The following is a 26,796-nucleotide window of genomic DNA, read 5'->3' as shown; positions in this document are numbered from 1 at the left end:
CGCGGACCGGCCAGGAGCTGTCCGTCCGCCATTCCCACCCCGAACGACGACGAGACATCGCTCCGGGCCCTCCGACCTTGGTACCGTGCGGGCGCTATGTCCATCGGATTCCTCATCGGGTTCCTCGCGCAGGCGGCGCTCGTTTCCCTCACCCTGGTGGCGCCCCGCCGTCCGGGGTGGCTCTCCCGCCTCGGCTTCGCCGTCTCCGTCGCCTACAACGAGGCACCCTTCCTGTTCATCTGGCTCATCGTCCTGTCCACCGTCCTGCCGGCCCTGGACGGCGGACCCGTGGCACCGACCGATGCCGTGGCCTGGGGCCTCAACCTGGCGTTGGTCGCCGGCCTGCTGGTCATCGTCTGGCGGGGCACCCTGACCGGTCCCGTGGTGCGCCAGGCGCTCGATGACGGCCTGGGCCCGGACTGGTGGCAGCACATCGACCCCGGGCTTGCCGGGCTCCTGCGGCGCCGGACCCCGGTCCTGCGTATCGTGCTGATGCCGTTCGTGTTCTGTCCGGTCACCGTCCGGGCGCACCGCAACCTCGCGTATGGGCCGGACGGCCGCCGCCATCGGCTGGACCTCTTCCACCGCCGCGACCACCAGCCCGACCAACCGGCCGGCGCCCCGGTGCTGGTGTATCTGCATGGCGGGTCCTTCACCTCCGGTCGGAAGAACTTCGAGGGCCGGGCGCTGGTGTTCCGGCTGGCCACGCAGGGTTGGGTGACGATCAGCGCGGACTACCGGCTCCGGCCGCAGACGGACCTGTATGGCCACCTCGACGACGTCAAGCGGATCCTGGCCTGGGCACGCGAACACGCCGGAGGGTACGGTGCGGACCCGACCACCGTGGTGCTTGCCGGCGGTTCGGCCGGCGCCCAACTGACGATGCTCGCGGCTCTGACCCAGAACGAACCCCGCTTCCAGCCCGGTTGCCCCGGTGCGGACACCTCCGTGACGGCGGCCGTGGCCCTCTACGGTTGGTACGGCGGATACTACGAGGTGGGTGGCCCGGCATCGGACGGCGGGGCCCAGGGGCACGACGCGCGGGACGTTCCTCCGTTCTTCATCGCCCACGGCCAACGGGACTCCCTGGCCCACATCGAAACGGCCCGGGCCGCCGTCGGGCACCTGCGCCGGGGTTCCCGCGAGCCGGTGGTCTTCGCGGAACTGCCCTACGGCCAGCACGCCTTCGATCTCTTCCACTCCTTCCGCAACGCCGCCGTGGTGGAGGGCATCGAGTCCTTCACGGCCTGGGTGCGCTCGCGGGGCGTGGACACCCGAGGGCACCACGGCCCTTAGACTGAGCCGGTACCCTTTCGCAAGCCCCAATGCACCGACCGCCGCCAGCGGCCGAAGTAACAGACACGGATGTGATGCCTCCATGGCCCCCAAGACCACCCTCGACCAGGTCATCTCCCTCGCGAAGCGACGCGGTTTCGTCTTCCAGGCAGGAGAGATCTACGGCGGTTCCCGCTCGGCGTGGGACTACGGTCCCCTGGGCGTGGAGCTCAAGGACAACATCAAGACGCAGTGGTGGAACACCTTCGTGCGCGGCCGCGAGGACATGGTCGGCCTGGACTCCGCCATCATCCTGCCCACGCCCGTGTGGAACGCCTCGGGCCACGTGGCCACCTTCACCGACCCGCTGGTCGAGTGCACCTCCTGCCACAAGCGCCACCGCCAGGACCACCTCATCGAGGGCTTCGAGAAGAAGAAGGGCCGCAAACCCGAGGGCGGTGCAGACGGCATGGACGAGATCGTCTGCCCGGACTGCGGCACCCGCGGGTCCTGGACCGAGCCGCAGAACTTCTCCGGCCTGATGAAGACCTTCCTGGGTCCCGTGGACAACGAGGAGGGCCTGCACTACCTGCGCCCCGAGACGGCCCAGGGCATCTTCGTGAACTTCCTCAACGTGGTCAACTCCTCCCGTCGCAAGCCGCCGTTCGGCATCGGGCAGATCGGCAAGGCCTTCCGCAACGAGATCACCCCCGGCAACTTCATCTTCCGCACCCGCGAGTTCGAGCAGATGGAGATCGAGTACTTCACCCACCCCGAGGCCGCCAAGGGGCACTTCGACACCTGGGTGGAGGCCTGCTGGAACTGGTTCATCGATCTGGGGATCAACCCGGAGCACATGCGCCGCTTCGACGTCCCGGACGGCGAACGCGCCCACTACTCCGAGGCCACGATCGACCTGGAGTACAAGTTCGGCTTCGCCGGTTCCGAATGGGGCGAGCTGATGGGCATCGCCAACCGCACGGACTTCGACCTGAACTCCCACACCGAGGGCTCGGGCACCAAGATGCAGTACTTCGACCAGACCTCGGGGGAGCGGTACACCCCCTACGTGATCGAGCCGTCCTTCGGTCTGACCCGCGCCATGATGGCCTTCCTGGTGGACTCCTACCGCGAGGAGGAGGCCCCGAACACCAAGGGCGGCACGGACGTGCGCACCGTGCTCGGCCTGGACCCGCGGCTGGCCCCGGTCAAGGCCGCCGTGCTGCCGCTCTCCCGCAAGGAGGAGCTGGTGCCCACCGCCAAACGCCTGGCCGATGAACTGCGCGGGGCGTGGAACATCGACTATGACGACGCCGGCGCAATCGGCCGCCGTTACCGCCGCCAGGATGAGATCGGCACCCCCTTCTGCATCACCGTGGACTTCGACTCCCTCGAGGACCAGGCCGTCACCATCCGCGAACGCGACTCCATGGCGCAGGAGCGGGTGGCACTGGACCAGGTGCGCGGCTGGCTCTTCGAGCGGCTCTCGAAGTAACTCGAAGCGATGCGAAGCGATGCGAAGTAGGGGGAGAACACCATGACGGTTCCCGACGCCGGCCCGCAGCTTCCAGCGGGCGTCACCTTCCGCCCGTGGGCTGAAGGCGACGACCTGCGCCTGCTGGAGCTCTGGGGCGACCCCACGGACGCCCAGCAGCACCAGGACCGGGCGATGCTCCGGCCCTCGAGCACGGGGCAGAGCCGCGAGGGGCAGCCCTGGGCCCGTTGCCTCGTGGCAGAGGACGAGGGCATCCCCGTGGCGGCGGCCGTGGTCTACGCCTCCTCGGTGCACCCGCAACGGCTCTGGTTCTACGCGGAGACCGCCCGCGAGCAACGCGGTCGCGGGATCGCCACAGCACTGACCGCAGCACTGCGCGCCGAGACGGCCGAGGCCCGGTCCGCCGGCACCGTGGTGACCGGCGAGCTGAAGACGCGCTTCGCCGTGGTCCCCACGGAGCTGCCCGAGACCCCGGCAGACGCCGCCTCGCACCTGGTGGAGAACCCGGCCGACCACCCGGCCGCGGCCTTCCTCGCGGGGCAGGGATTCGCGCCGTTGCAGCGATCCCGGCGCATCGCCGTCGGGCCCGGGGTCATCAAGGCCCCCGAACTGGACGGGACCGGACTGGCCGTGGAGGACCTGGCGACCGGGTCGGTGGAGCTGACCCGCGCCGTGGCCGCGTTCTACCAGGCCACCCACGGCTGGGACCCGGCCGAGATGACGGTGGGACGGGCCCAGCAGCTGCTGCTCGGGCCGGCCACCGGTGCCTCCGGGGCCGTGGTCCTGCGGTCCGCCCCGAAGGCGCAGGGTGGGAGCATCGACGCCTTCGCCATCTCCTACACACCCGAGCGCTCGGAGGACCCCACCGATGTGCTGCTCGGGTGGAACCCGGAGCTGGCCGCCGCGGACGCCCAGACGGCGGCCGTCTCCCTGCTGGCCCTGCTGACCGCCCAGTACCCGGTGCAGCTCGAGGTGGACGACGCCATGGACGTCCTCGCCCCCGTCCTGGACCGGCTTCTCGCCAGCGGACACGCCCGCGTCCTGCTGGATACCCGGATCTGGGCCACTGACGCCACCTGATGCCGCCGCAGCCCCGGCCGCCTGAGCCATCCCAGGCCACTGCGCCGGCAGCTGACGGCCGCCACGGGCACGCCGGGCACGGACACGGGCTGCCCGCCGGCCCCGGAGCCGATGAGGCGCTGACCGGCGCGGACGGCTCCGGTCGTCGCCGCGTGGTGGTGGTGCTGGCCGCGATCCTGGTGCCCCTGACCGTGGTCCTCATCGCCGCCATGATCGCCCTGTGGCCCTCGGGATCGCACCGCGAACTCTCCCTGGCCGACCCCTATGGCACCAGCCAGGGCGTCAGCATGGTCACCGGCACGGTGACCGCGGTCCAACCGCGGGACTGCGGGCCGGAGGTCGGCACCGTGGAGACCCCGGGTGGGGGGATGGTCGGGGACCCGGCGGCGGCCCAGGTGCAGTGCGTGGACGCCGTCATGGACCCCGACGGCGGCGGGACGGACCGCGCGCTGGTGCCCATCCCGAGTTCCATCAGTGCCTCCATGGACGTGTGGGTGGGGGACCGGCTCAAGGCCTTGGACCTGTCCGGCCTGCCGGGCGGCGAGGCTCAGGGGCAGGCCGGCCAGAGCGACTTCGTGTTCGTGGACTTCGAGCGGACGGTGCCGGTGGTGCTGCTGGCGCTTCTCTACGCACTCGTGGTGGTGGCCGTGGCGCGGTGGCGTGGCCTACGGGCCGTGGTGGGCCTGGGACTGGCCTTCGCGGTGATGTTCGTGTTCATGATCCCGGCGTTGCTGGAGGGAGGACCGCCGCTGTGGGTCGGGCTGGTGGGCTGCTGTCTGATCATGCTCGTGGTGCTGTACTTCGCCCACGGCTTCTCCCTGCGGACCACCACGGCACTTCTGGGCACCCTGATCGGGCTGGCCCTGACCGCCGTGCTCGCGTTGTGGGGCACGGATGCCGCCTACCTCACCGGCCTGGGGGACGAGTACTCCTACATCCTGGCCACCGTGGCCCCGGAGGTGCGGCTGTCCGGGATCGTGCTGTGCGGTCTGCTGGTGGCCGGGCTCGGTGTGCTCAACGACGTGACGATCACGCAGGCCTCGGCCATCTGGGAGCTGCGGGCCGCGAACCCCTTGGCCGGCCGGCGGGAGCTCTTCGGCTCCGGCATGCGGATCGGCCGGGACCACATCGCCTCCACCGTCTACACGATCGCCTTCGCCTACGCCGGTGCGGCCCTGCCCGTGCTGATGGTCGTCTCCCTCTATGACCGCAGCCTGTGGGACACCCTGATGTCCGGGGAGCTTGTGGAGGAGATCGTGCGGATCCTGGTGGGCTCCATCGGCCTGGTCCTGGCGATCCCCGTCACCACGGCCATCGCGGTGGCCGTGGCCACCACGGTGCAGGCGGGCGGTGCCGGCGCCGGCACCGTGCCCGCTCCCGCCCCGGTGCGGGCTCCCCGGCCGAGCCGCTGAGCACTCCGTCCCCTCGACGCCATACGGTCAACGCCGATAGGTGCTCGGCCACTGCACGCGCAGCCGGCGGACGAGCCCATCGGGGTGGCGCTGCAGGCGGCCGGTGATCAGACCCTCGTGCAATCCTTCGACCAGCAGCTGGTGGATCTTGGCCTTGGCGGCGGGCAGCTGCACCCCGTTCGGCGCCACCTCGCCGAGGGTCCGCTGCACGTTCTCCGGCAGGGCCTTCAACCCCCGCGCGATGCCCTCGTTGAGGCTCTGCGTCAGCCCGGAGGCGAAGCCGGGCGTCAAGGCCAGGTGCTCCTGCGCCAGAGCCAGCAACTCCTCGTCCGGGAGTCCCCGGTCCTCGGGCAACAGGGCCCACAGGGCGTTGGCGACCTCCACGGGAGGGACGTCCTGAGGCTTCAGATCGGCCTCACGCCCCAACGTGCGGTAGACGCCCCAGTGCTCGATCACGGTGGAGCCGGGCCACAGGAAGCCGTGGCGGTCGGTGGTGTAACGCCGCGTCTGGATCAGCTGCTCGAGCGCCTTCTGCGCCCGATACGCGTTGCCGGCGCCTCCGGAGCGTTCCCGCAGCACCTTCAGGGCGGTGGCCCGGCGCAGGGGATAGGCGGCGTCGAGGAAGTCCTTGACGGTCTGCACGGGGGTCTGCGTGCCTTTCGCCTCCAGTGCGCCCAGCCGGGGGAGCACAGCGGGCCGTCCCCACCGTGGGTCCAGCAGGAACTGCGGGTGGGCCACCTGCAGGGTGCCGGGAGAGCTCCAGCCCGTGGTGCGCACGGCCCGGTCCGTGTCCCGGTAGGCGTCCTCGAGCCGCTCCACGAGCAGTTCCAACTCCTGCAGGTCCGTCTCGGTCGGATTGAGGCGCGACGCCGGCCCCTGGCTCCCGCTGGTGATCTCCCGGCCCGCGCGGCCCGGGGCGGGGGCCACGGAACGCTCCAGTTCGGCACGGTCGCGCTGGGCGCGTTTGAGGGTTCCGGAGAATCCGCGGACCACTGGGCTGGAGCGGTCCAGCCAGCCGGGTGCGGCCAGGGCGTCGGTGGGGCTGCGCTCGTACCGCTCGGCGTCCAGGGTGACCTGGTGGAACCGGTGCTCCAAGGCCTTCCAGCGCTCCTGCCGGCCGTGGAGTTGGTGGCGCTGGATCGCGGCCACGGACGCCCAGCCACCCACACCGAGGACCACGGCGCAGACGATGAGCATGATGAGCCAGAACTCCATGGGATCAGGTTACCGGGGGAGGCTGACCTATCGGGTCCCCTGCCTCGCGAACTCGACCAGGGCATCCATGGAACGCATGGTCCTTCTGAGCTGAGCCACGGAGACTGAATCGTATCCGTAGCCAGCCCGTGTCTTGACGCCCAGGAGGAGGTCCAGATTTCGGGCCGATTCATGGTCTGCCTTCTTCAGCAGGTTGCCGGCCCCGCGATGGTCCTGGAACTGGATTGCCTTGGCAAGTCTTCCTTTCCGGACCTCGTCACCGGCGTCTCCCTTCATGATGCGGCTCTCGCGACCCGCAGGTGATCTTCTAGCCACCGGCAGGATGGAAACACCCTGAGTCCATCCGCTGCGATGTTGTTCATCAGGGGATCAGCCCGCACGTCGTTGCTCGCATAGACGAGTGGTCGGGCATCGTTGCCGGTCCATGCGGTGACCTTCTCAGCAAGGTTGGCGACGAAGTCCTGAGGTTCTCCGGCATCAAGCTGTTCAGGCAGGACAACGAAGAGGTCGATGTCGCTGTCGTCTCCCATCTCGTTCCGTGCGGCGGAGCCGAAGATTCGTACGTCCAGTGGGGTAAACGACCAGGTATCGATCTCTTCGCGTATCCATTGAAGGAGGGTGTCCCGAGATCTGGCCATAGCGATGACCGGAGCAGCCAAGAGGTGTTGTCGGTTCAGGGCGTAGGTGTGGGTCTGGCCGGCAACCTGATCCAGCGCGATGCCCTGCTTGACGAGGCGCCCCAACGACCGCCGTACCCCACTTTCAGAATGTGCTTCGGGAAGAAGCCGGTGGATCATGGGCGCAGTGAAGGCGGCGTCGCCGCCAGACAGGACGTGGAGTACCGCAGCGTCAACGGTGGGGGTGAGAGCTGAGATCGGGTTCTGCAGGCGCACTTGTTTCACACCCTTTCAAATAGTGCATATACCTGCACAATAGTACAGGCAGATGCACTATGTGGTAGCAGCGACGATTCGGCAGATGGGGGTTGGTGTCCTACTTCCAGCCCAGCGCCTTGGCCAGCTCCACCCACTGGGTGAACAGGTGCGCGTTGTACTCGACCCCGAGCTGGTTGGGGTTGGCCAGGAGCAGGTAGTCCGCGGCCTGGACGGCCTCGTCGGTGCGCAGCAGCTCCGCGACCTCGTCCATCGTGCCGGAGTACGTCGGCCCACTGCGGGCCTTGCCGCCCTCGAGCTGGCCGGAGGAGTCCGTACGTTCGCGGCGGCCGCCGAAGTACATGTCATCCTGGGCGGAGACGAGGGGGAACACCGAACGGGTCACGGCGGTCATCCCGCCGGTGGTGTGCCCCGAGGCCGCGTAGGCCTGCTGATACTGGGCGATCTGATCGGCCTGCTGGACGTGGAAGGGACGGCCGTCATCCTGTAGCAACAGGGTGGAGGAGAGCAGGTTGTAGCCCTGCTCGCCGGCCCGGACACCGGAGACGATGTTGCCGGAGCCCCACCAGATGCGGTCGGCCAGGCCGGGGGACTGCGGTTGGATGGCCAACATCTCCTGGCCGGGCTGCGCCCAACCGGAGTCCGGATCGGCGTGGGCCACCTCCGCACCGGAGATCGCCTCCCGGAAACGGTGGCCCCGGGCCTGGGCCAGCTCGGACCAGGACTGGCCCGGCTCCAGGTCGTAGCCGAACTGGTGCTGGCCGTCCCGGGCCGCCTCGGGGGAGCCCCGGGAGACGCCCAACTGGAGCCGACCGCTGGAGATGAGGTCCGCCGTCGCCGCCTGCTCCGCCATGTACAGCGGATTCTCGTACCGCAGGTCGATCACCCCGGTGCCCAGCTCGATGCTCTGCGTGGCCGCGCCCATGGCCGCCAGTAGCGGGAAGGGTGCGGAGAGCATGTTCTGGAAGTGGTGGGACCGGATCCAGGCCCCGTCCATGCCGGCCTCCTCGGCGGCCACGGCCATCTCGATGGTCTGGCGCAGCGTGGCGCCGGCGTCCGGTGTGCGAGAGCCGGGCACGGAGCTCCAGTGCCCGAAGTTCAGGAATCCGATCTTCTTCATGTTTTGAACAACACCACACCGACCTGCGTTCTTCCAGTGTTGGGCTGTGGTGTCTGCCGCAGTCTGCCCGGGCCTCCACCTCCGGCCCGCGAGAATCCGCGGCTTCTGGGATAATGGGTGGAATGACCGCCGTGACTGACGCCCCGCACCGTACCGAAGGCAACGAATCCACGGCCCAGACCCCGGAGCGCCTGAACCTGCCCGCCCTGAGGCTGGGCCCGCTGACCATCGACACCCCCGTGGTGCTCGCCCCCATGGCCGGCATCACCAACAACGCCTTCCGCCGCCTGTGCCGCGAGTACGGCGGCGGACTGTACGTCTCCGAGATGGTGACCGCCCGGGCGCTCGTGGAGCGCCGGGCCGAGTCCCTGCGCATCATCCACCACGACCCGGACGAGACCCCTCGCTCCGTGCAGCTCTACTCCGTGGACCCCGTCCACACCGGCCAGGCCGTGAGGATGCTGGTCCAGGAGGACCGCGCGGACCACATCGACCTGAACTTCGGCTGCCCCGTCCCCAAGGTGACCAAGCGCGGCGGCGGCTCCGCCCTGCCGTGGAAGTCCGAACTCTTCGCCTCCATCATCGGCGCCGCCGTGCGTGAGGCGTCCAAGAAGGACATCCCGGTCACCATCAAGATGCGCCGCGGGATCGACGAGGACCACCTGACCTACCTCGACGCCGGCCGCGCCGCGCGCTCGCTGGGTGTGGCCGCCGTGGCGCTGCACGGACGCACCATGGAGCAGCACTACTCCGGGAAGGCCGATTGGGACGCCATCGCCCGGTTGCGGGAGGCCCTGCCGGACATCCCGGTGCTGGGCAACGGGGACATCTGGTCCGCCGAGGACGCCATCGCCATGGTCCGGCACACCGGGGTGGACGGCGTGGTGGTCGGCCGCGGCTGCCAGGGCCGGCCCTGGCTCTTCGGTGACCTGCAGAATGCCTTCGAGGGCTCGGACGAGCGCTTCCGGCCCGGGCTGGCAAAGGTGGCGGACACGTTCTACCGCCACGCCGAGCTGCTCGTGGACACGTTCGGCGGGGATGAGGGCAAGGCCCTGCGGGACGTCCGCAAGCACGTGGCCTGGTACTTCAAGGGCTACCAGGTCGGCGGCGAGCTGCGGGCCCGCCTCGCCCAGGTCCCGGACCTGGCCACCCTGCGCGTCCTGCTGGACGAGCTGGACCCGGACGCTCCGTATCCCGGGGCCGACGCCGAGGGCCCGCGCGGGCGCGCCGGCTCGCCCAAACGCCCCCACCTGCCGCAGGGCTGGCTGGACTCCCGGGAGCTCAACGCCGAGCAGAAGGCGATGATCGCCTCGGCCGAGCTGGACGTCTCCGGTGGGTGATCAGGCGACCGGGCCGGCGTCGGTCCCGGGATTCCCGACGGTCCGCCACCACCAGGCGGTGCTCTTCGGCCCGGAGGGGCGTCCGCCCTACGCGGGCCGGCCCGCCGGGTTGCCCGGCTATGGGCCCTCCGACCGTGAACGCTGGCTGCCGGAGCCGACCAAGAGCTCCTACCGCTCAGACTTCGAGCGGGACCGTGCCCGTATCCTGCACTCCTCGGCGCTGCGCCGGCTCGGGGCCAAGACTCAGGTGGTGGCCCCGGATGAGGACGACTTCGCCCGGACCCGGCTGACCCACTCGCTCGAGGTGGCCCAGGTGGGCCGCGAACTGGGCCGGTCCCTGGGCTGTGACCCGGACGTGGTGGACGCCGCCTGCCTCTCCCATGACCTCGGCCACCCGCCGTTCGGGCACAACGGTGAGAAGGCGCTGGATGCGTTGAGTCAGGACATCGGCGGCTTCGAGGGCAACGCCCAGACCCTGCGGCTGCTGGCCCGGCTGGAGACGAAGAAGTTCTTCGAGGACGGCGCCTCCGCCGGACTCAACCTCACCCGGGCCTCATTGGACGCCTCCTGCAAGTACCCCTGGACGCGGGACGAGGCGCCGCTGACCTCCGCCGGGACGCAGAGCCGGAAGTTCGGCGTCTACCTGGACGACCTGCCGGTCTTCGACTGGTTCCGCCGGGGCGTGACCGGGATCCGGAAGTCCATGGAGGCCCAGGTCATGGACCTGGCGGATGACATCTCCTACTCCGTGCACGATGTGGAGGACGGGATCGTCAACGGGCAGTTCCAGTTGCACTGGCTGGCCGATCCGGATCACCGGACCCTCGTGATCGAACGCACCCGCCAGTGGTACCTGCCGGACACCGACCCGGCCGAGATCGAGGCCGCACTGGCCCGCCTCGAGGCCACCCCGGTATGGGTGCGCCAGGCGGACGGGACCCGCCGCTCCCGGGCCGCCCTGAAGGACATGACCAGCCAGCTGATCGGCCGGTTCTCCAATGCGGCCTTCGACGCCACCCGCGAGGTCTTCGGCAACGAGCCCCTGACGCGCCATGAGGCGGACGTGGTGGTGCCCGGCGAGACGGACGTCGAGATCGCCACCATGAAGGGGATCGCCGCGGCCTACGTGATGAGTTCCGAGGCCCGCCAGCCGCTGTACGTGCGCCAGCGGGAGATCCTCACCGACCTGGTCGAGCTGTTCTGGGACTCCGGGGACCGCTACCTGGACCCCCTCTTCGCCGGGGACTGGCGCGAGGCCGCCGGTGACGCCGCCCGCCGCCGCGTGGTGATCGATCAGGTGGCCTCGCTGACGGACTCCACGGCCATCGAGTGGCACTCCACCCTGGTCCGCGGCGAGCCGTTCCGCCGCAGCTGGGTCTGACGGTCCAAAAGAACCACCCCTGGCGTGCATGGCATCACAGTGGCATGATCGTGGCATGACCAAGGTGAGGATCAGCACCACGGTGGACCGGGACCTGCTGGAGCGGGCACGCCGCCTCCACGGCCAGGGCACGGACGCATCGCTGCTGGAAGCTGCGCTGACGTCGCTTCTCCGCGAGCACCGATCGGCTGAGGTCGACCGTGCGTATCGGAGGGCCTATCGGGACAGTCCGGCGGACTCGGTGGACGAGTGGGGCAGCCTGTCTGACTTCCTGGACGCCGCGGCCAGGCAGTGAGCATGGAACTTCCGGCGAGGGGCGAACTCTGGTGGGCCGATCTTTCGGATGCCGGGGCGAGGCCGGTGGTGGTGATCAGCCGGGACGCCGCCATCCAGGGGCGCCGCCGCGCGATCGTGGCCCCTTGCAGCACCAGCATTCGGAATCTGCCGAGCGAGCTGCTGCTGGAGCCCGGGGAGGAGCCGGTTCACCGGCCCTGCGTGGCCCAGCTCGACTCCGTGACGGACCTGCCCGTGCAGGTGCTCACCCACAGGCTGGGCCGTCTCAGCGACGACGCCATGCGGAAAGCCTGCGACGCCCTGGCCGTGGCGTCAGGGTGCGCACCGTGACGGGCGGCAAGCCATCACCCCGTTGCGGCCGCCGCCTGCTCGTTGCGCCGCACGATCTCGGTGATCCAGAGCGGGGCGAACGGGGACGTGCAGTTCGGGGGAGTGGGGTAGTCCTTGAGGACCTCGAGGCGTTCGCCGATGTCCACCGCCCGCCCCCGCAGCTCCGGGGCCTCGATCCCGATCGCGGCCAGGGTGTTGTTCATGGACCACTGCAGGTCCTTCGGGGCATCCTTCATCCGGGCCTCGATGGTGTCCAGTAGTGCGGGCAGGTCCAGAACCTCCGGCTTCTTGTACACCTGGTGGCTGATGAGATCCCAGCCGGCGGCGGCCACCAGCTGGTCCGTGTCCTCGGTCCACGTCCTCCGCAGCTCCTCCAGGTGTGGTGACTTCTTGGCCACGTAGTTCACCAGCCAGTCATGGACCTTGGGCGCCCGGGCCTCGCGGATCATCGCGTCGATCTGCTCCGCCCCGAGCTTCTTCGGGAACACGAGCAGCAGGGCGACCAGCCTCGAGGCGGTGTCTCCGGTGGCCCAGAGGTCCAGGGCCAGCTGCTGTTTGGACGCCGGATCCGTCTTGGCAGCCTGGGCCACCCCGCGCAGCTTCGACAGGTTCACCCCGTGGTCGTCCCCGCGCTTCTCGTTCGCGGCCCGCATCCCAGCGTCCTCGAGCGCGGCCAACTCCGCCTGAACGGCGGCCACGGTGGGTTCGATGATGGTGCCGGTTTTAGCGGAAGGGGCCATGGTGTCCATCGTAGGCCGGGACCAGCGCCGGCAGCACCTGCCCGGCGAGGCCACGCAGGCTCACGGTGGCGGCGGTCGAGAAATCGGTGACCTCCGGATTGACCTCGACGACGGCCGCGCCGGCTCCCAGCGCCGCGTACGGCAGCGAGGCGGCCGGCTGCACGGTGGCCGAGGTCCCGATGACCACGGCCAGGTCGCAGTCCTCCAGGGCGGCGATCGTATCCGCCAGGGCATCGGCCGGCAGCATCTCCCCGAACCACACGATGCCCGGCCGGAGCATCCCGTCACCGCAGACCGCGCACCGGGGCGGGGCGATCCGCAGCAGCGACTCCAGGTCCGGGGTCGACCCCGGACCGCCGGCGCCCGCGGTGTCGGCAGTCGCCGTGCCGGGGTCGTGTGTGGCGGGCTCACCGCAGTCGGCGCAGCGGTAGTCGAACAGGGAACCGTGCAGGTGGGCCATCACCTCGGCCCCGGCCCGCTCCTGCAGGTCGTCCACGTTCTGGGTCGCGATGGTGAGCGTGCCACGAGAGCCCGCAGGGCCGGCGTCGTGCCCGGTGCCGGCTCCCGGGGAACCGGACAGCCGCCGCTGCCAGGCGGCGACCGCGTGATGTCCGGCGTTGGGTGCGCAGGAGCGGACCAGGCGGGCGCGCCACTGGTACCAGGCCCAGACCAGTTCGGGATCGGCCCGGTAGGCGTCCTCGGTGGCCAGCTGCTCGGGGGAGTAGCGCTCCCAGAGCCCGGTCTGCGCGTCCCGGAACGTGGGCACACCGGACTCGGCGCTCAGGCCGGCGCCGGAGAGCACCACCACGCGCCGGGCCGTCCGGGCCAGCTCGGCGGCCTCTGCGAGCCCGGGCATCATCTCAGGGTCCATTGCGAAGTCCATGAGGCCATTCCATCAGCTTCCCTCAGCTTCCGCTTCAGCCCCGCATCAGCCCCCGCATCACGAGAGCGCCAGTCGTCGAGACACGCCGAGCCGATCGACAGTTGACGGTGCCGTGATCCTCGGGCGGTGCCGTGATCCTCTGGCCGTGGGCGGCGTCTCGCCCTGCTGTGACCTCGACTACAAAGATTCGTATACGTACGGTAAGGTGTTCAACGATCGTGTGAGCGCCGTCATGGACGGTCATGACGCAGGACTCGTTTCCAGCGCCTGCGCACCGTCCAAAACCACCCCCTCAAACCACCACCGCCGTATCCCGTCTCGGAGGCCCGATGTCAACGTCCACCACCACCCGCCCCGGCCGGTCCGGAACGCCCCAGCCGCCGGTTCTGCGCGGCCGTGCCTGGGTGGCACCGCTGTGTTGGTTCGCCGTGCTGCTGGACGGGTTCGACGCCGTGGTCCTCGGCGCCATCATGCCCATGCTCACCTCGGATGCAGCCATGGGGATCGACAACGGCACCGCCACCGTGGTGGCGACCGTCGGCCTGGTCGGCATGATGGTCGGCGCCCTCGGCATGGGCTGGCTGACGGACAAGTTCGGCCGCCGCAAGCTGCTCATCGGCGCCGTGATCGCCTTCTCCGTCCTGACCTTCGTCACGGGCTTCGCCCAGGACGCCACCACCATCGGCGTGCTGCGCTTCCTGGCGGGTCTGGGTCTGGGCGGCTGCCTGCCCACGGGCATCTCCATGGTGACCGAGTTCGCGGGCGCCAGGAAGGGCTCCAACGCCACCACCCTGATGATGACCGGCTACCACGTGGGCGCCGTCATCACCGCGCTGCTGGCCATCTGGGCCGCCGCCAACACCGTCTCCGGCTGGCGCGAGATGTTCTTCATCGGCGGGCTGCCCGCCCTCGTCCTGGTGCCGCTGATGTGGCGCTACCTGCCGGAGTCCCCGGACTTCCTGCTCTCCAGGGGGCGCACTGCCGAGGCACGGATCGTGGCCGCGCACTATGGCGTCGAGATCGATGAGGAGCCCGAGCGCGCCTTCGCCGGTGCCACCCCGGCGGGCTCCGGGGCCATCGCTGAGCCCGAGAAGACCGGCGCGGCACTGCTGCTGTCCACCAAGTACCGCCGCAACACCGTGTTCATGTGGCTCGCCTCCTTCATGGGCCTGCTGCTGGTGTACGGCCTGAACACCTGGCTGCCGCAGATCATGCGCGCCGCCGACTACGACCTCGGCAACTCCCTGGGCTTCCTCGTGGTGCTCAACGCCGGCGCCGTGATCGGCCTGTTCATCGCCGGCAAGGTGGGAGACGCCATCACCCCGCGCAACGCCGCCATCCTGTGGTTCATCGGCTCCGCGATCCTGCTGGCCGCACTGGCCATCAAGCTGCCCCTGCTGGGCATCTACGTGATGATCTTCCTCACCGGCTGCTTCGTCTTCTCCGCGCAGAACCTTGTCTACGCCTTCGCCGCCACCAACTTCCCGCCGAAGGTCCGCGGCACCGCCCTCGGCATGGCCGCCGGGGTGGGCCGCCTGGGCGCCATCTCCGGACCGATCATGGGTGGCACCATGATGGCCGCCGGCATCGCCTACCCCTGGGGCTTCTTCGGCTTCGCGATCGCCGGGGCGCTGGGCGGGCTGGCCGTCTCGGGGATGCGCACCATGCGCAGGGACCAGCGCAGGGACCGGTCTCCGGACACCGCCGGCAGCGGCAGCGGCACCGGCATGGGGGCCAGCACGGCGCACGACGCCGGCCCGGTCACCGCCCAGCCTGAGCGCACCTCCGCCTCGGTGTAGCTCCACCCCGACTCCGCCGGACCCTGCCTGTGGACGGTCGGGTCGGAGCAGCCCTCAACCGGCCTAGACTGGATCCATGGCAGGCCTGATCAAACGTGAGGACATCGACCTTGTCCGCGAGAGGTCGGACCTCAAGGAGATCGTGGACGCCTTCGTCACGCTCCGCAGCGCCGGCGTGGGGTCCTACAAGGGGTTGTGCCCCTTCCACGACGAGCGCAGCCCCTCGTTCCACGTGCGGCCCTCCGTGGGCAGTTTCCACTGCTTCGGCTGCGGTGAGTCCGGGGACGTCATCGCGTTCCTGATGAAGATGGAGCACTCCACCTTCGCCGAGACAGTGGAGCGGCTGGCCGCCAAGGCCAGCATCGAGCTCCACTATGAGGACGGCGGCACCGGCCCGGACCAGGCGCAGGTCGGCCGGCGGCAGCGGCTGCTCGAGGCCAACAAGATCGCCGACGAGTACTTCCGCTCCCAACTCGGCACCCCCGGGGCGGCCACCGGACAGCAGTTCCTGGCCGGCCGCGGCTTCACCTCCGAGCACGCCGCCCAGTTCGGCGTCGGCTATGCCCCGCAGGGCTGGGACAACCTGCTCAAACACCTGCAGCGCAAGGGGTTCCGGGAGGACGAGCTCAAACTCACGGGCCTGTTCTCCGAGGGCCAGCGGGGGATCTACGACCGCTTCCGCGGCCGGCTCATCTGGCCCATCCGGGACATGACCGGTGCCACGATCGGCTTCGGCGCCCGCAAGCTCTTCGAGGACGATCAGGGCCCCAAATACCTCAACACCCCCGAGACCCAGCTCTACAAGAAGTCCCAGGTGCTCTACGGGATCGATGCGGCCAAACGGCAGGTGGCCAAGAAGCGCCAGCTCGTGGTGGTGGAGGGCTACACCGACGTCATGGCCGCGCACCTGTCCGGTGTGGACACGGCGGTGGCCACCTGTGGCACCGCGTTCGGCTCCGAGCACGTCAAGATCGCCCGCCGGCTGATCTCGGACGACGGCACGGGCGGGGAGATCATCTTCACCTTCGACGGTGACGCGGCCGGGCAGAAGGCCGCACTGCGGGCCTTCGAGGAGGACAGCAAGTTCCTGGCGAAGACCTTCGTGGCCGTGGAGCCGTCCGGCATGGACCCCTGTGACCTGCGTCAGGAGAAAGGCCCCGAGGCGGTGGTGGCCCTGATCGACTCCCGCCGACCGCTGTTCGAGTTCGCCATCAAGGCCGGCATGAAGAACTTCAACCTCGACACCGTGGAGGGCCGCACCGGGGCGCTACGCCACGCCGCCCCCATCGTCGCCGGTATCCGCGACTCGGTGGTGCGCCCCGGTTATGAGCGGGAATTGGCCGGCTGGCTCGGCATGGAACCAGCCACCGTGCACCGCGCGGTCCAGAACGCGCAGCGCTCCGGCACCGGGCCGTCGTCGGGAAACCGCCGGGAACCACAGCCGGGGCACGACGCCGGCCGGGCACCGGGGGAGGGCCGGCCCGGCTTCCAGCGCCCGGACACCCGGGACCCGGCGGCCCGCATGGAGAAGGAGGCCCTCGAGGTGGTGCTGCAGCAGCCCATCCTGCTCTCCGCCGAGCAGTGGCAGGCCTTCTACGCCGCCGACTTCAAGGTGCCGGCGCTGGCCGTGCTCCACTCCGGGATCCGCGCCGCGGGCATGGCCGGGGCGACCCCCTCGCAGTGGGTCGAGCAGGTGCGTCAGGAGGTCCCTGCCGAGCTGGCGCCGCTGGTCAGCGAGCTCGCGGTGACCCCGCTGCCGGCCCGCACGGACGAGGACCTGGTGCGCTATTGCCGGGACATCATGAACCGACTGTTCGAACTGCAGATCACCCACCAGAAGGGGGACCTGATGGGCCGTCTGCAGCGGTTGGGTCCCGGTGGTGACCCGGCGGAGTTCGCCGCGCTGAACCGCCAGCTGATGGACCTGGAGGCCAAGCGCCGCTCGCTGCGCGCCCGGGACTGAGGGGTCAGTTGTCCTGGGTGACTTCACCGGTGGCGGCATCGACGTAGAGCTCGTCTCCGTCATCACCACCCTGCCGGTCCAGGTCGATCTCCCAGCGCAGGGTGCCGTTGTCCTCGTCCAGCTCCATGTCGTCGATGCTCTGGCCGTCGCGGCCCTCCAGGGCGGCACGGGCGGCGTCCTCGGCCGTGACGGTGGCCTCCTGGGCCCGGCGGATGTCGTCGTCGTCCCGGTCGTCGTCGTCCTCACGGACCGAGCCGTCGGCGCGGACGTCGAAGTCCACCACGCGGTCGCCGATCACGGCCTCGATCTCGTAGACGGAGTCGTCGTCGTCCAGGTCGATCTGCACGATGACGGCGTCGGCGTGCTCGGCCAGCAGGGCATCGATGGCCGCGAACACCGGGTCCTCGCCGGTCGCGGTGCCTTCGGCGTTGGAGGAAGCGGAGGAGCCGGAAGCGGGCGGAGTGCCGGCCTCATCCGAGGAGGACGGCGAGGTCTCGGCGGTCGCGGGGGAGGACTCGGCGGTCGCGGCCGTGCTGGTCTCCGAGTCCGAACTGCCCGGATCGGCCACCGAACAACCGGTCAGCAGCGCCAGGGCCAGGATGCCGCCCCCGGTCATCATGAGGGGTTTGGTGTACGTGCGCTGGGTTCCGGTGTGCTGTGTCATGGCCTCAGTGTGCCAAAACCGGATGAGCCGCAGATGAGAGGCCGGTGAAGCGGTGATGAGAGTCCCGCCGTCGGACCACGTCGGGCGGTCATCCCGCAGGCGGCCGAACCTGTCTCCCCCGCCCTCCTCCGCCGTATGCTGAGGCCCATTCAGTCACGTGTTTTTGTCGTTTCTCTTTCACTCCTTGGTAGCCGATATCAGCAATACAGAGGCCGTGTGGCCCAGCTGATGGAGCAGGGACAGGCCCATGGGCGGTGCGGATGGTGGTGGGGCCTCTTCCCCACCTGCGGAGGACTTCGTCGATGCCGTCGTGGTCGGCTCCGGCTTCGGCGGTTCGGTCGCGGCCCACCGGCTCTCCGAGCAGGGCAAGCACGTGGTGGTCATGGAGCGGGGCCGGGCCTACCCGCCGGGAAGCTTCGCCCGGACCCCGTCCGAGTTCGGTCAGGCCCTCTGGGACCCCAGCGCCGGGCTCCACGGGCTCTTCAACGCGTGGACCATGCGAGGCCTCGAGAGCCTGGTCTCCAGCGGACTGGGCGGCGGCTCGCTGATCTACGCCAATGTGTTGCTGCGCAAGGACGAACACTGGTTCGTCAACGAGTCCCCCCTGCCGGGCGGCGGCTACGAGAGCTGGCCTCTCACCCGCGAGGACCTTGAACCGCATTACCAGCGCGTCGAGGACATGATCGGCACCGCCACGTACCCCTACACCGACACCCCCAAGACCGAGGCGCTCGAGGGAGCGGCTCGGGCTCTGGGGCTGAGCGTGGAGAGACCGCCGCTGGCCGTGACCTTCGCCTCGCGCTCCGGGGAGGTGCCGGCACCCGGCCGTGGCATCCCCGCACCGGACTACGGGAACTACCACGGCCGTCCCCGGCGGACCTGCACCCTGTGTGGGGAGTGCGACATCGGCTGCAACGAGGGTGCCAAGAACACCCTGGACCACACCTACCTCTCGGCGGCGCAGGCCTCGGGGAACTGTGACATCCGCCCCCTGCACGAGGTCCGGACCTTCCGCCGGGACGGCGACGGCACCTGGCTGGTCCGCTACGTGGTGCACACCCCGGACCAGCCCTCGGCGACGGCGGACCTCGCCGAACGGGTGATCCGCTGTTCCCGGCTCATCCTCGCGGCCGGCACCTTCGGCACCACCTTCCTGCTGCTGCGCAACCGGGCCACCCTGCCGGGACTCAGCCACGCACTGGGCACGCGGTTCAGCGGCAACGGGGACCTGATGGGCTTCCTGATGAACGCCACGCAGCTGGCCTCGGACCTGCAGGGACCCCGGCGGATGCTGGGTAGCACCGGCCCCGTCATCACCACGGCCATCCGGGTCGGCGACGCGGCGGACGGCGACGGCAGCACCGGACGCGGCTACTACATCGAGGACGCCGGCTACCCGGGGTTCATCAACTGGCTCATGGAGGCCTCCCAGATCCGCTCCGCCGTTCCCCGGCTCGCCCAGTTCGCCGCCCGCATCGTGGCGAACCGGCTGTTCGGCGGGCACCGGACCGACATCTCCTCCGATCTGGCCGCGCTCCTGGGCACCGGGAGCTTCTCCGAGACCTCGCTGCCCCTGTTGGGCATGGGCCGGGACATCCCGGACGGCAGGATGTTCCTGCGGGACGGACGGCTCGCCGTCGACTGGACCCTGTCCACCTCCCGCGTCTACTTCGACCGCGTCCAATCGACCATGCGCGACCTCGCTGACCAGCTGGGCGCCGACTACCGGGAGAACCCGCTGTGGATGGCCCAGCGGGTCATCACGGTGCATCCCCTGGGAGGTGCCCCGATGGGTGCCCATGCGGGGGTCGGCGTCTGCGACCCCTACTCCGCCGTCTACGGACAGCCCGGGCTCCATGTGGTGGACGGATCGGCCATGCCGGGGCCCGTCGGCACGAATCCCGCGCTGACCATCGCCGCTTGTGCGGACCGGGCCAGCGAGCGGATGCTCGAGGGGTTGTGGGCGCGTCCGGTGGTCCGGGCGGCGGCCCGGCCGGCGGGCGTCTCTCGGCACCCGGGTGAGGGGCACGACGGCGGCGCGGGGGCCGGCGTCGTACCCTCCGGCGGGGTGCCCACGCGCGTCTCCTTCACCGAACGCATGAAGGGGAATTTCGCCCTCGGGCTGGGCGATCCCCGGCAGGCGAATGCGCAGGCCCGGCTGCGCGATCAGCGGATGATGTTCGAGCTGACGATCACCACCGGGGACGTGGACGGCTTCGTCGCCGACCCGGCACACCCCGGCGTCGCCACCGGCTACCTGGACGCGGACCTTCTGGGCGGCCGGTGCGAGGTTGAGCGCGGGTGGTTCAACCTCTTCATGCAGCAGGACGCCACGCGCAGACTCATGCTCTACCGCCTGTTCCTCACCAGCCCCGGGGGAGTGGCGCTGACGTTCGTCGGGTTCAAGGAGGTCCACGACGGCCCGGGCCTGGACGTCTGGCAGGACACGACCACGCTCTACGTCCAGGTATTGGATGGCCACGTGCCGCCCCCGGAACCGCTGCTCCCCGTGCAGACGCCCCTGTTGAAGCCACAGGACCCGACGGTGCTGGGGGCCGGGATCCTCTACATCCAACCGCTGGACTTCGCGAAGCAGCTCACGACCTTCACCACGAGCGGACCGGACGGCGGGGCCGGGCTGCTCCGCTTCGGCCGGTTGTTCCTGGACTCGCTGTGGGAGACCTACCTCGCCCCGTCCCGGACCGCAGGTGCGCCGTGAGGTCCGGCGCCCTCGCCCGGTTCGAGTCGGCTCTCGGCTTCAGGCCCCGCGGACAGGTGCGCTGGCTGTCTCCGCCCGAGCTGGTGCGCAGCGGCGTCCGCGTCCTCGTGGCCCAGACCTTCGCCTCCTATGCGGACAGCCGCGAGACCCAGGCCGTGATGCCGCAGCAGCTGCTGGACGTGGATCGATTCCGGTCCGCCGACGGGCACTGGTGGATCGACTTCGTGGCAGATCTGGGCGACGGCTTCGACGCGACCTACACCGTGGCGATGCAACTGTGCCAGCAGCGCCTCACGGCCACCACCCCGGGGGACGGGACGGTGGACCTGCCCACGTCCCAGCTGCTCATCCTCGGCGGTGACCTCGTCTATCCGACGGCGTCCAGCCAGGCCTATGAGGACCGCATGGTCGGGCCCTACCGGGCCGCCTCGGCGGACCCGTTCGCCGATCCCACCGAGGGGACCCCCAATGCAGCCCCGCGCGATAGCGCCACGGCCGCCCTGCTGGCCCTGCCCGGCAACCACGACTGGTACGACGGTCTGACGTCCTTCATGCGCATGTTCGGCCAGGGCGAGGCGGTGGGCCGCTGGCAGACGTTGCAGTCGCGCAGCTACTTCGCCGCCCGGCTACAGCCTGGCTGGTGGCTGGTGGGACTGGACAGCCAGCTCGGCTCGTATATCGACCGCCCCCAACTGGAGTACTTCCACCAGGCGGTCACCACCCGACTGGCGCCTGGGGACGCGATCATCCTGTGTGCGGCCTCACCCACGTGGGCCTCGACCGCCGAGGACCCCAATGCGTTCAACTCCCTGGCGTTCTTCGAGGACAACTACCTGCTGAACCGGCGCGACGCGGCCACGGGCACGCTCGAACCCACCGGTGCCGCCGTCCGGCTACGCATCAGCGGGGACAAACACCACTACGCCCGGTACGCCGAGCAGGCGCAGGGGGCCGCGGCCGGGGACGGACAACCCGGGGCCACCCAGCTGGTGACCTGCGGGCTGGGCGGGGCCTATCTCATGGGGACGGACCGCCTGGCTGAGACGATCATCCTGCCGCCCGAGGAATCCCGGATGCGCCGCCGGAGGCCGGACCACACGCCGTACGCCCTGGGGCCGGCGGTCTACCCCACCCGGACGGAAGCCCGGGCCCTGCACCGGCGTCTGCTCAACCCCTTCGACCGGCACTGGCTGCCCCTGCGCAATCCGTGGTTCGGGTTCTGGATGGGGGCCGCCCACGTCGTCTTGTTCATCCTGCTGGCGGCCGGGATCGCCATCACCAGCCGCCTGAGCCTCCCGGCGGCCATCCGGAACACCGACCTGCTGGAGGCGCTGGCCATCCTCGGCTGGGTCTACGGGCTCCCCGTCGCGCTGTTCATGGTGATCGCCGGCCTGCGCCGGGCTCCGCCGTCCAGCTGGCAGTCACTGCTGTTCCTGGTGGTGCAGCTGATGGTGTCCGGCGGGGTCCTCCTCCTCGTCATCGGGATGGCCGAGGTGGCGCAGCTGCCCCTGCCCGCCGTCCTCGGCGTGGTGGCCGTGGCCGGCTGCCTGGCAGGCTCGGAGGCCTTCGCCCTGCATCTCGTGATGGCCCCACCCGGCCAGATGGGTGACCTGAAGATGACCGGGCTGGCCTACGAGGGCGGCAAGGGCTTCGTCCGCATGCACCTGTCCCCGGACGGCGAGCTGACCCTGTACCCGCTGCTGATGGAGACCGTGGTGAGCGACTGGGAGATCCGGTCAGCACCCGGCGGGCGGGCCATACCGGTGCCGGCCGCCGGACTGCCGCGAATGCGCCTGCTCGAGGATCCGGTGGTCATCTCACGCTCGGGCCGGGGCCACCGGGGCGCCGGGAACCAAGATCTACCGGAAGGACAGTCCTGATGCGCGCCGACGAAGCCGTCTCCGAATCGACCCGTGCAACCACCCGCCGGGACCACGCCACCGAGGTCATCCCGTTCACCGCCGACGACGGACTGCCCCTGAGCCTCGTCCACGTCACCAACCCGCACCTCGGCCCGGCGCCGCGGGGCCCGGTGCTGCTCGTCCACGGTGCCGGCGTCCGTGCCGAGATCTTCCGGCCTCCCGTGCACCGGTCCCTCGTCGATGCCCTGCTCGATGACGGCTGGGACGTCTGGATGCCCAACTGGCGGGCCTCCATCGATCTGGACCCCGTGCCCTGGACCCTTGACGACGCGGCGGCCTACGACCACCCGGCCGCCGTCCGGCACGTGTTGCAGGCCACCGGGGCGGACACCCTCGCGGCGTTCGTGCACTGCCAGGGCTCCACGTCCTTCACCATGGCCGCCGTCTCCGGGTTGCTGCCGCAGGTCCGCACGGTCGTGACCAATGCCGTCTCCCTGCACCTGACCCTCCCGGTGCTCTCGAAGGCCAAGATCACCCGGATGCTCCCGCTGCTGGACGCGTTCACCCCCTCGCTCTCGCCACGGTGGGGGTACAAGTCCAACGGGTATTTCTCCCGCCTCGTGCGGGCGGGCGTGCGGGCCACCCACCCGGAATGCGAGAACACGGTGTGCCGGATGGTCAGCTTCACCTACGGCAGCGGCCGGCCGGCGCTGTGGTCACACGAGAACCTCGAGGACGCCACCCACGACTGGATCACCGGCGAGTTCGCCGGTGCGCCCCTGTCGTTCTTCCACCAGATGGCCCGGTGTGCCACGGCCGGGCATCTGGTCCCCACCGGCGCGGTCCCGGAGATCCCCGCCAGCCTGGTGGACCGCGCACCGCGGACGGATGCGCGCTTCGTCTTCATGGCTGGACAACAGAACCGGTGCTTCCTGCCGGACAGCCAGACCCGCAGCTTCGAGTTCTTCTCGCGGCACCGTCCCGGTCGGGACGCGCTGCACCTGATCCCGGGGTACGGGCACCTGGACATGATCTTCGGCCGGAATGCCTGGCGCGACGTCTACCCCACCATCCTCGAGGAGCTTCGATCATGATCAGCCTGCTGCCTCCCGTCCGCGCTGTCCTGCGGCGCATGCCCTCCGTCGTCCCCGCGCGCCAGCGGCGCGTGGACGGTTCGATGGCCGCCGTCGACGGCATCGACTACATCCTGCCGGTGAACTCCGAGCCCTCCCCGGTCCTGATGGCCGCGTTCCCCGTCGATGCACCATCCGCCGCGGCACTGCTCCCCGGTGCGGAGCTGCACCCCGTCCGGCTGCCGGGCGGGAAAGGGATCCTGATGGTCACGGTCATCAACTACCTCGCCACAGACATCGGTGCCTACATCGAGTACTCCCTGGCGATCGCCGTCACGCGCGGCGCCCGGCCCGCCCCGCCACTGCTCCCGCTGCTGCTGCAGAAGAGCCTCGACTTCGGCCAGTACGTGGTGGACCTGCCCGTCAGCACCGAGGTCTCGGTCAAGGGCGGCAAGGGCATCTGGGGCATGCCCAAGCACCAGGCCAGCCTGGACTTCCGGGTCACGGACGCCACCGTCTCCAGCGCCTATGAGATCGACGGGGTCCAGGGCGCCCTCGTGGAGATGGACCGCCCCCCGGCCACCGCTCTGCCGGTGAAGATCCGGGCGGTGAACTTCTGCACCTTCCGCGGGATGCTGTACCAGTCGACCATCTACTTCGCCGGCACCGCCGATGTCGCCTTCGGCCGGGCCGCCCGTGCCCGCCTGGACTTCGGCCCCCTGCCGCAGGTGGCCGGACTGGCCGGACTGGCCGGGGCGGAAGCCCTCGGCCAGCCCCTGTTCACGGTCTACATCCCGGACTCCCACGGGGTACTGGATGACCATGTCGAGTCCTGGTTCCAGTACGGTCACGGCCGGGTGCCCGACGGCGGCGACGGCCTGGACAGCGTCGCCCACCTGGGCCGGGGCGAGGGATGGCCGGACCCGCCGCGGCGGGACGGACGGTGGGCCGGACGGCCGGTGCCGCGATGACCGTGATCGTCTGGCTGGCGCTGGCCAACGCCCTGTTCACCGCCTTCGCGGCGTCCTTCTACATGGGCTTGCAACTGGTGGTGTGGATGTTCCTGCGCCCCGCGTGGGGCTTCCTGACCGTGGACACCCTGCACGGCTTCTTCGAGGTGCCGATCAGCGTGGCCACCCGGTTCCTCAAGGCGATGTCCGTGCCCTTCCTGGTCTCGGGCGGACTGCTGGTGTGGTCCGGCTGGGGACATCCACTCCCCGTCACCTTCGCCTGGATCGCCGCCGGCTGCTACGTCTTCCTGGTGGGGTGGTATGTCACGCCGATCGCCTCGGTGAACACCCGTCTGCTCTCCGGAGGGATCACCGAGGACGCAGAGGTGCAGCGCCTCATCATCGAATGGAACCGCCGGAACGCCCTCCGGGTGATCGTCACCGTCATCTACTGGCTCGCCGCGATGGGATTCCTGGTGAGCGCCGTCCATCTCTGGGAGGGATTGTCATGACCAGATCAGCACCGTCCGCACCGTCCGCGCTGTTCGCGGCAGGACCGCCGTCCCGGGGGAGCGACCCGTTGCGGCTGGCCGCCTGCGGCATCGGCGCCGTGACCGTGCTCTCCGGGGCCGTCCAGGCCGTGGCCCCGGGGTTCGTCCTGGGCCTGGTGGGGGCCGAGCGCACCGCCACCTCCAAGCAGCTGTTCGCCACGGTGGGCCTGTTCATGGTGGTGGTCGGCGGCTCGCTGACCCACGCCACCCTCAAGGAGTCCCCGCCCCACGTGACGCTCGTCTGGGCCGCCGCCCAGAAGGTCGGCGCCGTGGCCGCTGTCGGGACCGGCGCTGCTCGCGGGGTCTTCCGCCCCCGGGCGCTCGCGGTCGCCGGTTTCGATCTGCTCTCGGCCGGGCTCGTGGCGGCCTATGCGAAGCGGGTGGCCGGCCGTGCCGCCATTCTGCCGGGACACCGGGCGGGCTGACGGCCATGAAACGGTCGCTGGTGCTGGCCGGGGGCGGCATGCGGGTCGCGTGGCAGGCCGGGGTCCTCAAGGCGCTGGAGGAGGAGGGGCTGGACTTCGCGCACGTGGATGCCACGTCCGGGGGCATCCTCAACGGCGCCGCCCTCCTCTCGGGTGTCCGCGCCGACGAGCTGATGCGCCGCTGGCGCACGGTCCGGGTCCGCGACTTCGCCGCCCCGTTGCCGATGGCGGACTACCTGCGGGGTCCGTGGAACCTGCCTGCCCTGAGCAGCCCGGCCGGGATCACGACCTCGGTGTTCCCTGCGTTGGGGATTGACGTGGACCGGATCAGGTCATCCTCGATCCAGGGTTCCTTCAACGTCGCCGATTTCACCCGGAAGACCAGCGTGGCCCTCGACGCCTCAGCGGTGGACGCCGATCTGCTGGCGGCCGGGATGAGCCTGCCGATCTTCATGACCCCGTTCCGACAGGGGCAGACGGTCTGGACGGATGCCGCCTGGATCCGCGATGCCAACGTCACCGAGGCACTGGACCGTGGCGCCGAGGAGGTGTGGCTGATCTGGTGCGTGGGAAACTCCCCGTACTGGGGACTCGGGCCGCTGGAGCAGTACGTGCACATGATCGAGATGAGCGCCACGGGGGCGCTGCTCGCCGACTTCGCCGTGGCACAGGCCGCCGGCCGGGAATTCGTCCTGCACGTGATCAAGCCGGCGCATCCACTGCCCCTGGACCCGGAGTTCTATCTGGGCCGCATCGACGCGGAGACGCTGATCGGGATGGGATACCGGGACGCCGTCGCCTACCTGTCCGGCCCGGATCGCGGCGGGGTGCCCGCGGACCACACGAGCACCGCCATGACAGACCCTCCGCCCGGGGCCCGCTGGACGGAGCGGCTGTCCTCGCGGGATGCCCTCGCCCGGATCACGGTCTGGCTGCCCACCGAGGCCGGGCGGCCGGCGTCGGTCACCGGTTTCGTGGGACTCTCGGACTGGGACGCGCCGGCCGCCGTGGCGGACGGGGCCCTCACGGCCTCTCGCGCGGGCGGACCGTGGACCTACTCCGGCCGGATACGCCGCGGGGGACACTGGGTCGAGGTCTCCGTCTCCCGGGAACCAGCACGCTCTGGGTGCCGAGGCCGCACCGCGGCCCTGACCATCGGTGCCGAGCGGTTCCCGGTGAGGCTGTCCGCCCGCGACGCCGTCCACCTGGCGACCTCGATCGAACCCTTCGGCGCCCACGGCGTGCGGGAGCGCGCCGCTGCGGCGCTGGCAGGGGCCGGCGCGGCCCTCTCGGCCTTGCTTCTCGGGTGAGTCGGTGGATGAGGTGTGCTTG

At 70.3% G+C, this 26,796-nt stretch carries 23 protein-coding genes; 17 read left to right on the top strand and 6 right to left on the bottom strand.

All coding sequences use genetic code 11. The annotated features are described in order from the left end of the window. Window positions 1-96 precede the first annotated feature (96 nt). The 4 genes from ACSU1G_RS19705 to ACSU1G_RS19690 all read left to right on the top strand — a co-directional run bounded on the left by ACSU1G_RS19705 (window position 97) and on the right by ACSU1G_RS19690 (window position 5,262). Complete coding sequence (locus tag ACSU1G_RS19705) at window positions 97-1,296, top strand: alpha/beta hydrolase (protein WP_439281689.1); 1,200 nt, start codon at window positions 97-99, stop codon at window positions 1,294-1,296. Window positions 1,297-1,378: 82 nt separating this feature from the next. Beyond that, entirely contained in the window at window positions 1,379-2,770 is a 1,392-nt protein-coding gene (locus tag ACSU1G_RS19700; RefSeq protein ID WP_439281688.1) for a glycine--tRNA ligase, read from the top strand. A 42-nt stretch (window positions 2,771-2,812) separates the two neighbouring features. Continuing rightward, the gene (locus ACSU1G_RS19695; RefSeq protein ID WP_439281687.1) at window positions 2,813-3,850 is read left to right on the top strand and encodes a GNAT family N-acetyltransferase; all 1,038 of its coding nucleotides are present in this window, start codon (window positions 2,813-2,815) and stop codon (window positions 3,848-3,850) included. After that, window positions 3,850-5,262 carry a YibE/F family protein gene (locus ACSU1G_RS19690; RefSeq protein ID WP_439281686.1) on the top strand — a complete coding sequence of 471 codons (1,413 nt, stop codon included), beginning with the start codon at window positions 3,850-3,852 and terminating at the stop codon, window positions 5,260-5,262. The genes ACSU1G_RS19695 and ACSU1G_RS19690 overlap by 1 nt, the downstream gene beginning before the upstream one ends. 27 nt (window positions 5,263-5,289) lie before the next feature. On the opposite strand, the gene ACSU1G_RS19685 is transcribed toward ACSU1G_RS19690, so the two are convergent. The 3 genes from ACSU1G_RS19685 to ACSU1G_RS19675 form a co-directional block, all read right to left on the bottom strand. Further along, window positions 5,290-6,477 carry a hypothetical protein gene (locus ACSU1G_RS19685; RefSeq protein WP_439281684.1) on the bottom strand — a complete coding sequence of 396 codons (1,188 nt, stop codon included), beginning with the start codon at window positions 6,475-6,477 and terminating at the stop codon, window positions 5,290-5,292. A gap of 272 nt (window positions 6,478-6,749) precedes the next feature. After that, entirely contained in the window at window positions 6,750-7,274 is a 525-nt protein-coding gene (locus tag ACSU1G_RS19680) for a nucleotidyltransferase family protein (RefSeq protein ID WP_439281683.1), read from the bottom strand. Between the two features lie 196 nt (window positions 7,275-7,470). Then, entirely contained in the window at window positions 7,471-8,490 is a 1,020-nt protein-coding gene (locus ACSU1G_RS19675; RefSeq protein WP_439281682.1) for an LLM class flavin-dependent oxidoreductase, read from the bottom strand. Between the two features lie 122 nt (window positions 8,491-8,612). Between ACSU1G_RS19675 and dusB the strand changes: the two genes are divergently transcribed. From dusB to ACSU1G_RS19655, 4 genes are read left to right on the top strand one after another with little or no spacing between them, the layout of a single operon-like run. Further along, on the top strand, window positions 8,613-9,830 hold the full coding sequence (gene dusB / locus ACSU1G_RS19670; RefSeq protein ID WP_439281681.1) for a tRNA dihydrouridine synthase DusB: 1,218 nt from the start codon (window positions 8,613-8,615) through the stop codon (window positions 9,828-9,830). A gap of 58 nt (window positions 9,831-9,888) precedes the next feature. Continuing rightward, window positions 9,889-11,211, top strand: coding sequence for a deoxyguanosinetriphosphate triphosphohydrolase (locus ACSU1G_RS19665; RefSeq protein ID WP_439281991.1), 1,323 nt, complete (start codon window positions 9,889-9,891; stop codon window positions 11,209-11,211). 55 nt (window positions 11,212-11,266) lie between these two features. After that, on the top strand, window positions 11,267-11,506 hold the full coding sequence (locus ACSU1G_RS19660) for an antitoxin MazE5 (protein ID WP_439281680.1): 240 nt from the start codon (window positions 11,267-11,269) through the stop codon (window positions 11,504-11,506). A 2-nt stretch (window positions 11,507-11,508) separates the two neighbouring features. Beyond that, window positions 11,509-11,835, top strand: coding sequence for a type II toxin-antitoxin system PemK/MazF family toxin (locus ACSU1G_RS19655; RefSeq protein WP_439281679.1), 327 nt, complete (start codon window positions 11,509-11,511; stop codon window positions 11,833-11,835). 14 nt (window positions 11,836-11,849) lie between these two features. Here the strand turns inward: ACSU1G_RS19655 and ACSU1G_RS19650 are convergent, their stop codons facing one another. Together ACSU1G_RS19650 and ACSU1G_RS19645 are read right to left on the bottom strand one after the other, a co-directional pair. Beyond that, complete coding sequence (locus ACSU1G_RS19650) at window positions 11,850-12,575, bottom strand: DNA alkylation repair protein (protein WP_439281678.1); 726 nt, start codon at window positions 12,573-12,575, stop codon at window positions 11,850-11,852. Continuing rightward, a complete protein-coding gene (locus ACSU1G_RS19645) occupies window positions 12,559-13,458 on the bottom strand; it encodes an NAD-dependent deacylase (RefSeq protein ID WP_439281677.1) in 900 nt (299 codons plus the stop codon). Before ACSU1G_RS19645 ends, ACSU1G_RS19650 begins: the two co-directional genes overlap by 17 nt. Before the next feature lie 329 nt (window positions 13,459-13,787). Between ACSU1G_RS19645 and ACSU1G_RS19640 the strand changes: the two genes are divergently transcribed. Both ACSU1G_RS19640 and dnaG read left to right on the top strand, forming a co-directional pair. Continuing rightward, window positions 13,788-15,257, top strand: coding sequence for an MFS transporter (locus ACSU1G_RS19640; RefSeq protein ID WP_439281676.1), 1,470 nt, complete (start codon window positions 13,788-13,790; stop codon window positions 15,255-15,257). Between the two features lie 76 nt (window positions 15,258-15,333). Beyond that, entirely contained in the window at window positions 15,334-17,220 is a 1,887-nt protein-coding gene (gene dnaG, locus ACSU1G_RS19635) for a DNA primase (protein WP_439281675.1), read from the top strand. Window positions 17,221-17,224: 4 nt separating this feature from the next. On the opposite strand, the gene ACSU1G_RS19630 is transcribed toward dnaG, so the two are convergent. After that, a complete protein-coding gene (locus tag ACSU1G_RS19630) occupies window positions 17,225-17,884 on the bottom strand; it encodes a PepSY domain-containing protein (RefSeq protein ID WP_439281674.1) in 660 nt (219 codons plus the stop codon). 247 nt (window positions 17,885-18,131) lie between these two features. Between ACSU1G_RS19630 and ACSU1G_RS19625 the strand changes: the two genes are divergently transcribed. From ACSU1G_RS19625 to ACSU1G_RS19595, 7 genes are read left to right on the top strand one after another with little or no spacing between them, the layout of a single operon-like run. Further along, the gene (locus ACSU1G_RS19625; RefSeq protein ID WP_439281673.1) at window positions 18,132-20,603 is read left to right on the top strand and encodes a GMC oxidoreductase; all 2,472 of its coding nucleotides are present in this window, start codon (window positions 18,132-18,134) and stop codon (window positions 20,601-20,603) included. Further along, window positions 20,600-22,483, top strand: a complete 1,884-nt coding sequence (locus ACSU1G_RS19620; RefSeq protein ID WP_439281672.1) for a hypothetical protein — start codon at window positions 20,600-20,602, stop codon at window positions 22,481-22,483. Before ACSU1G_RS19625 ends, ACSU1G_RS19620 begins: the two co-directional genes overlap by 4 nt. Next, on the top strand, window positions 22,483-23,559 hold the full coding sequence (locus ACSU1G_RS19615) for an alpha/beta fold hydrolase (protein ID WP_439281671.1): 1,077 nt from the start codon (window positions 22,483-22,485) through the stop codon (window positions 23,557-23,559). Before ACSU1G_RS19620 ends, ACSU1G_RS19615 begins: the two co-directional genes overlap by 1 nt. Then, window positions 23,556-24,509 carry an acetoacetate decarboxylase family protein gene (locus ACSU1G_RS19610; RefSeq protein WP_439281670.1) on the top strand — a complete coding sequence of 318 codons (954 nt, stop codon included), beginning with the start codon at window positions 23,556-23,558 and terminating at the stop codon, window positions 24,507-24,509. Before ACSU1G_RS19615 ends, ACSU1G_RS19610 begins: the two co-directional genes overlap by 4 nt. Further along, window positions 24,506-25,000, top strand: a complete 495-nt coding sequence (locus ACSU1G_RS19605; RefSeq protein ID WP_439281669.1) for a hypothetical protein — start codon at window positions 24,506-24,508, stop codon at window positions 24,998-25,000. The genes ACSU1G_RS19610 and ACSU1G_RS19605 overlap by 4 nt, the downstream gene beginning before the upstream one ends. Further along, window positions 24,997-25,464, top strand: coding sequence for a hypothetical protein (locus tag ACSU1G_RS19600; RefSeq protein ID WP_439281668.1), 468 nt, complete (start codon window positions 24,997-24,999; stop codon window positions 25,462-25,464). The genes ACSU1G_RS19605 and ACSU1G_RS19600 overlap by 4 nt, the downstream gene beginning before the upstream one ends. A 5-nt stretch (window positions 25,465-25,469) precedes the next feature. Further along, window positions 25,470-26,774, top strand: coding sequence for a patatin-like phospholipase family protein (locus ACSU1G_RS19595; RefSeq protein ID WP_439281667.1), 1,305 nt, complete (start codon window positions 25,470-25,472; stop codon window positions 26,772-26,774). The last annotated feature ends 22 nt before the right edge of the window (window positions 26,775-26,796 follow it).

The sequence above is a fragment of the Microbacterium sp. A93 genome (genome assembly GCF_051842835.1).
Note: the sequence above shows the minus strand (reverse complement) of the source record. Positions and strands in the feature narration are given on the sequence as shown.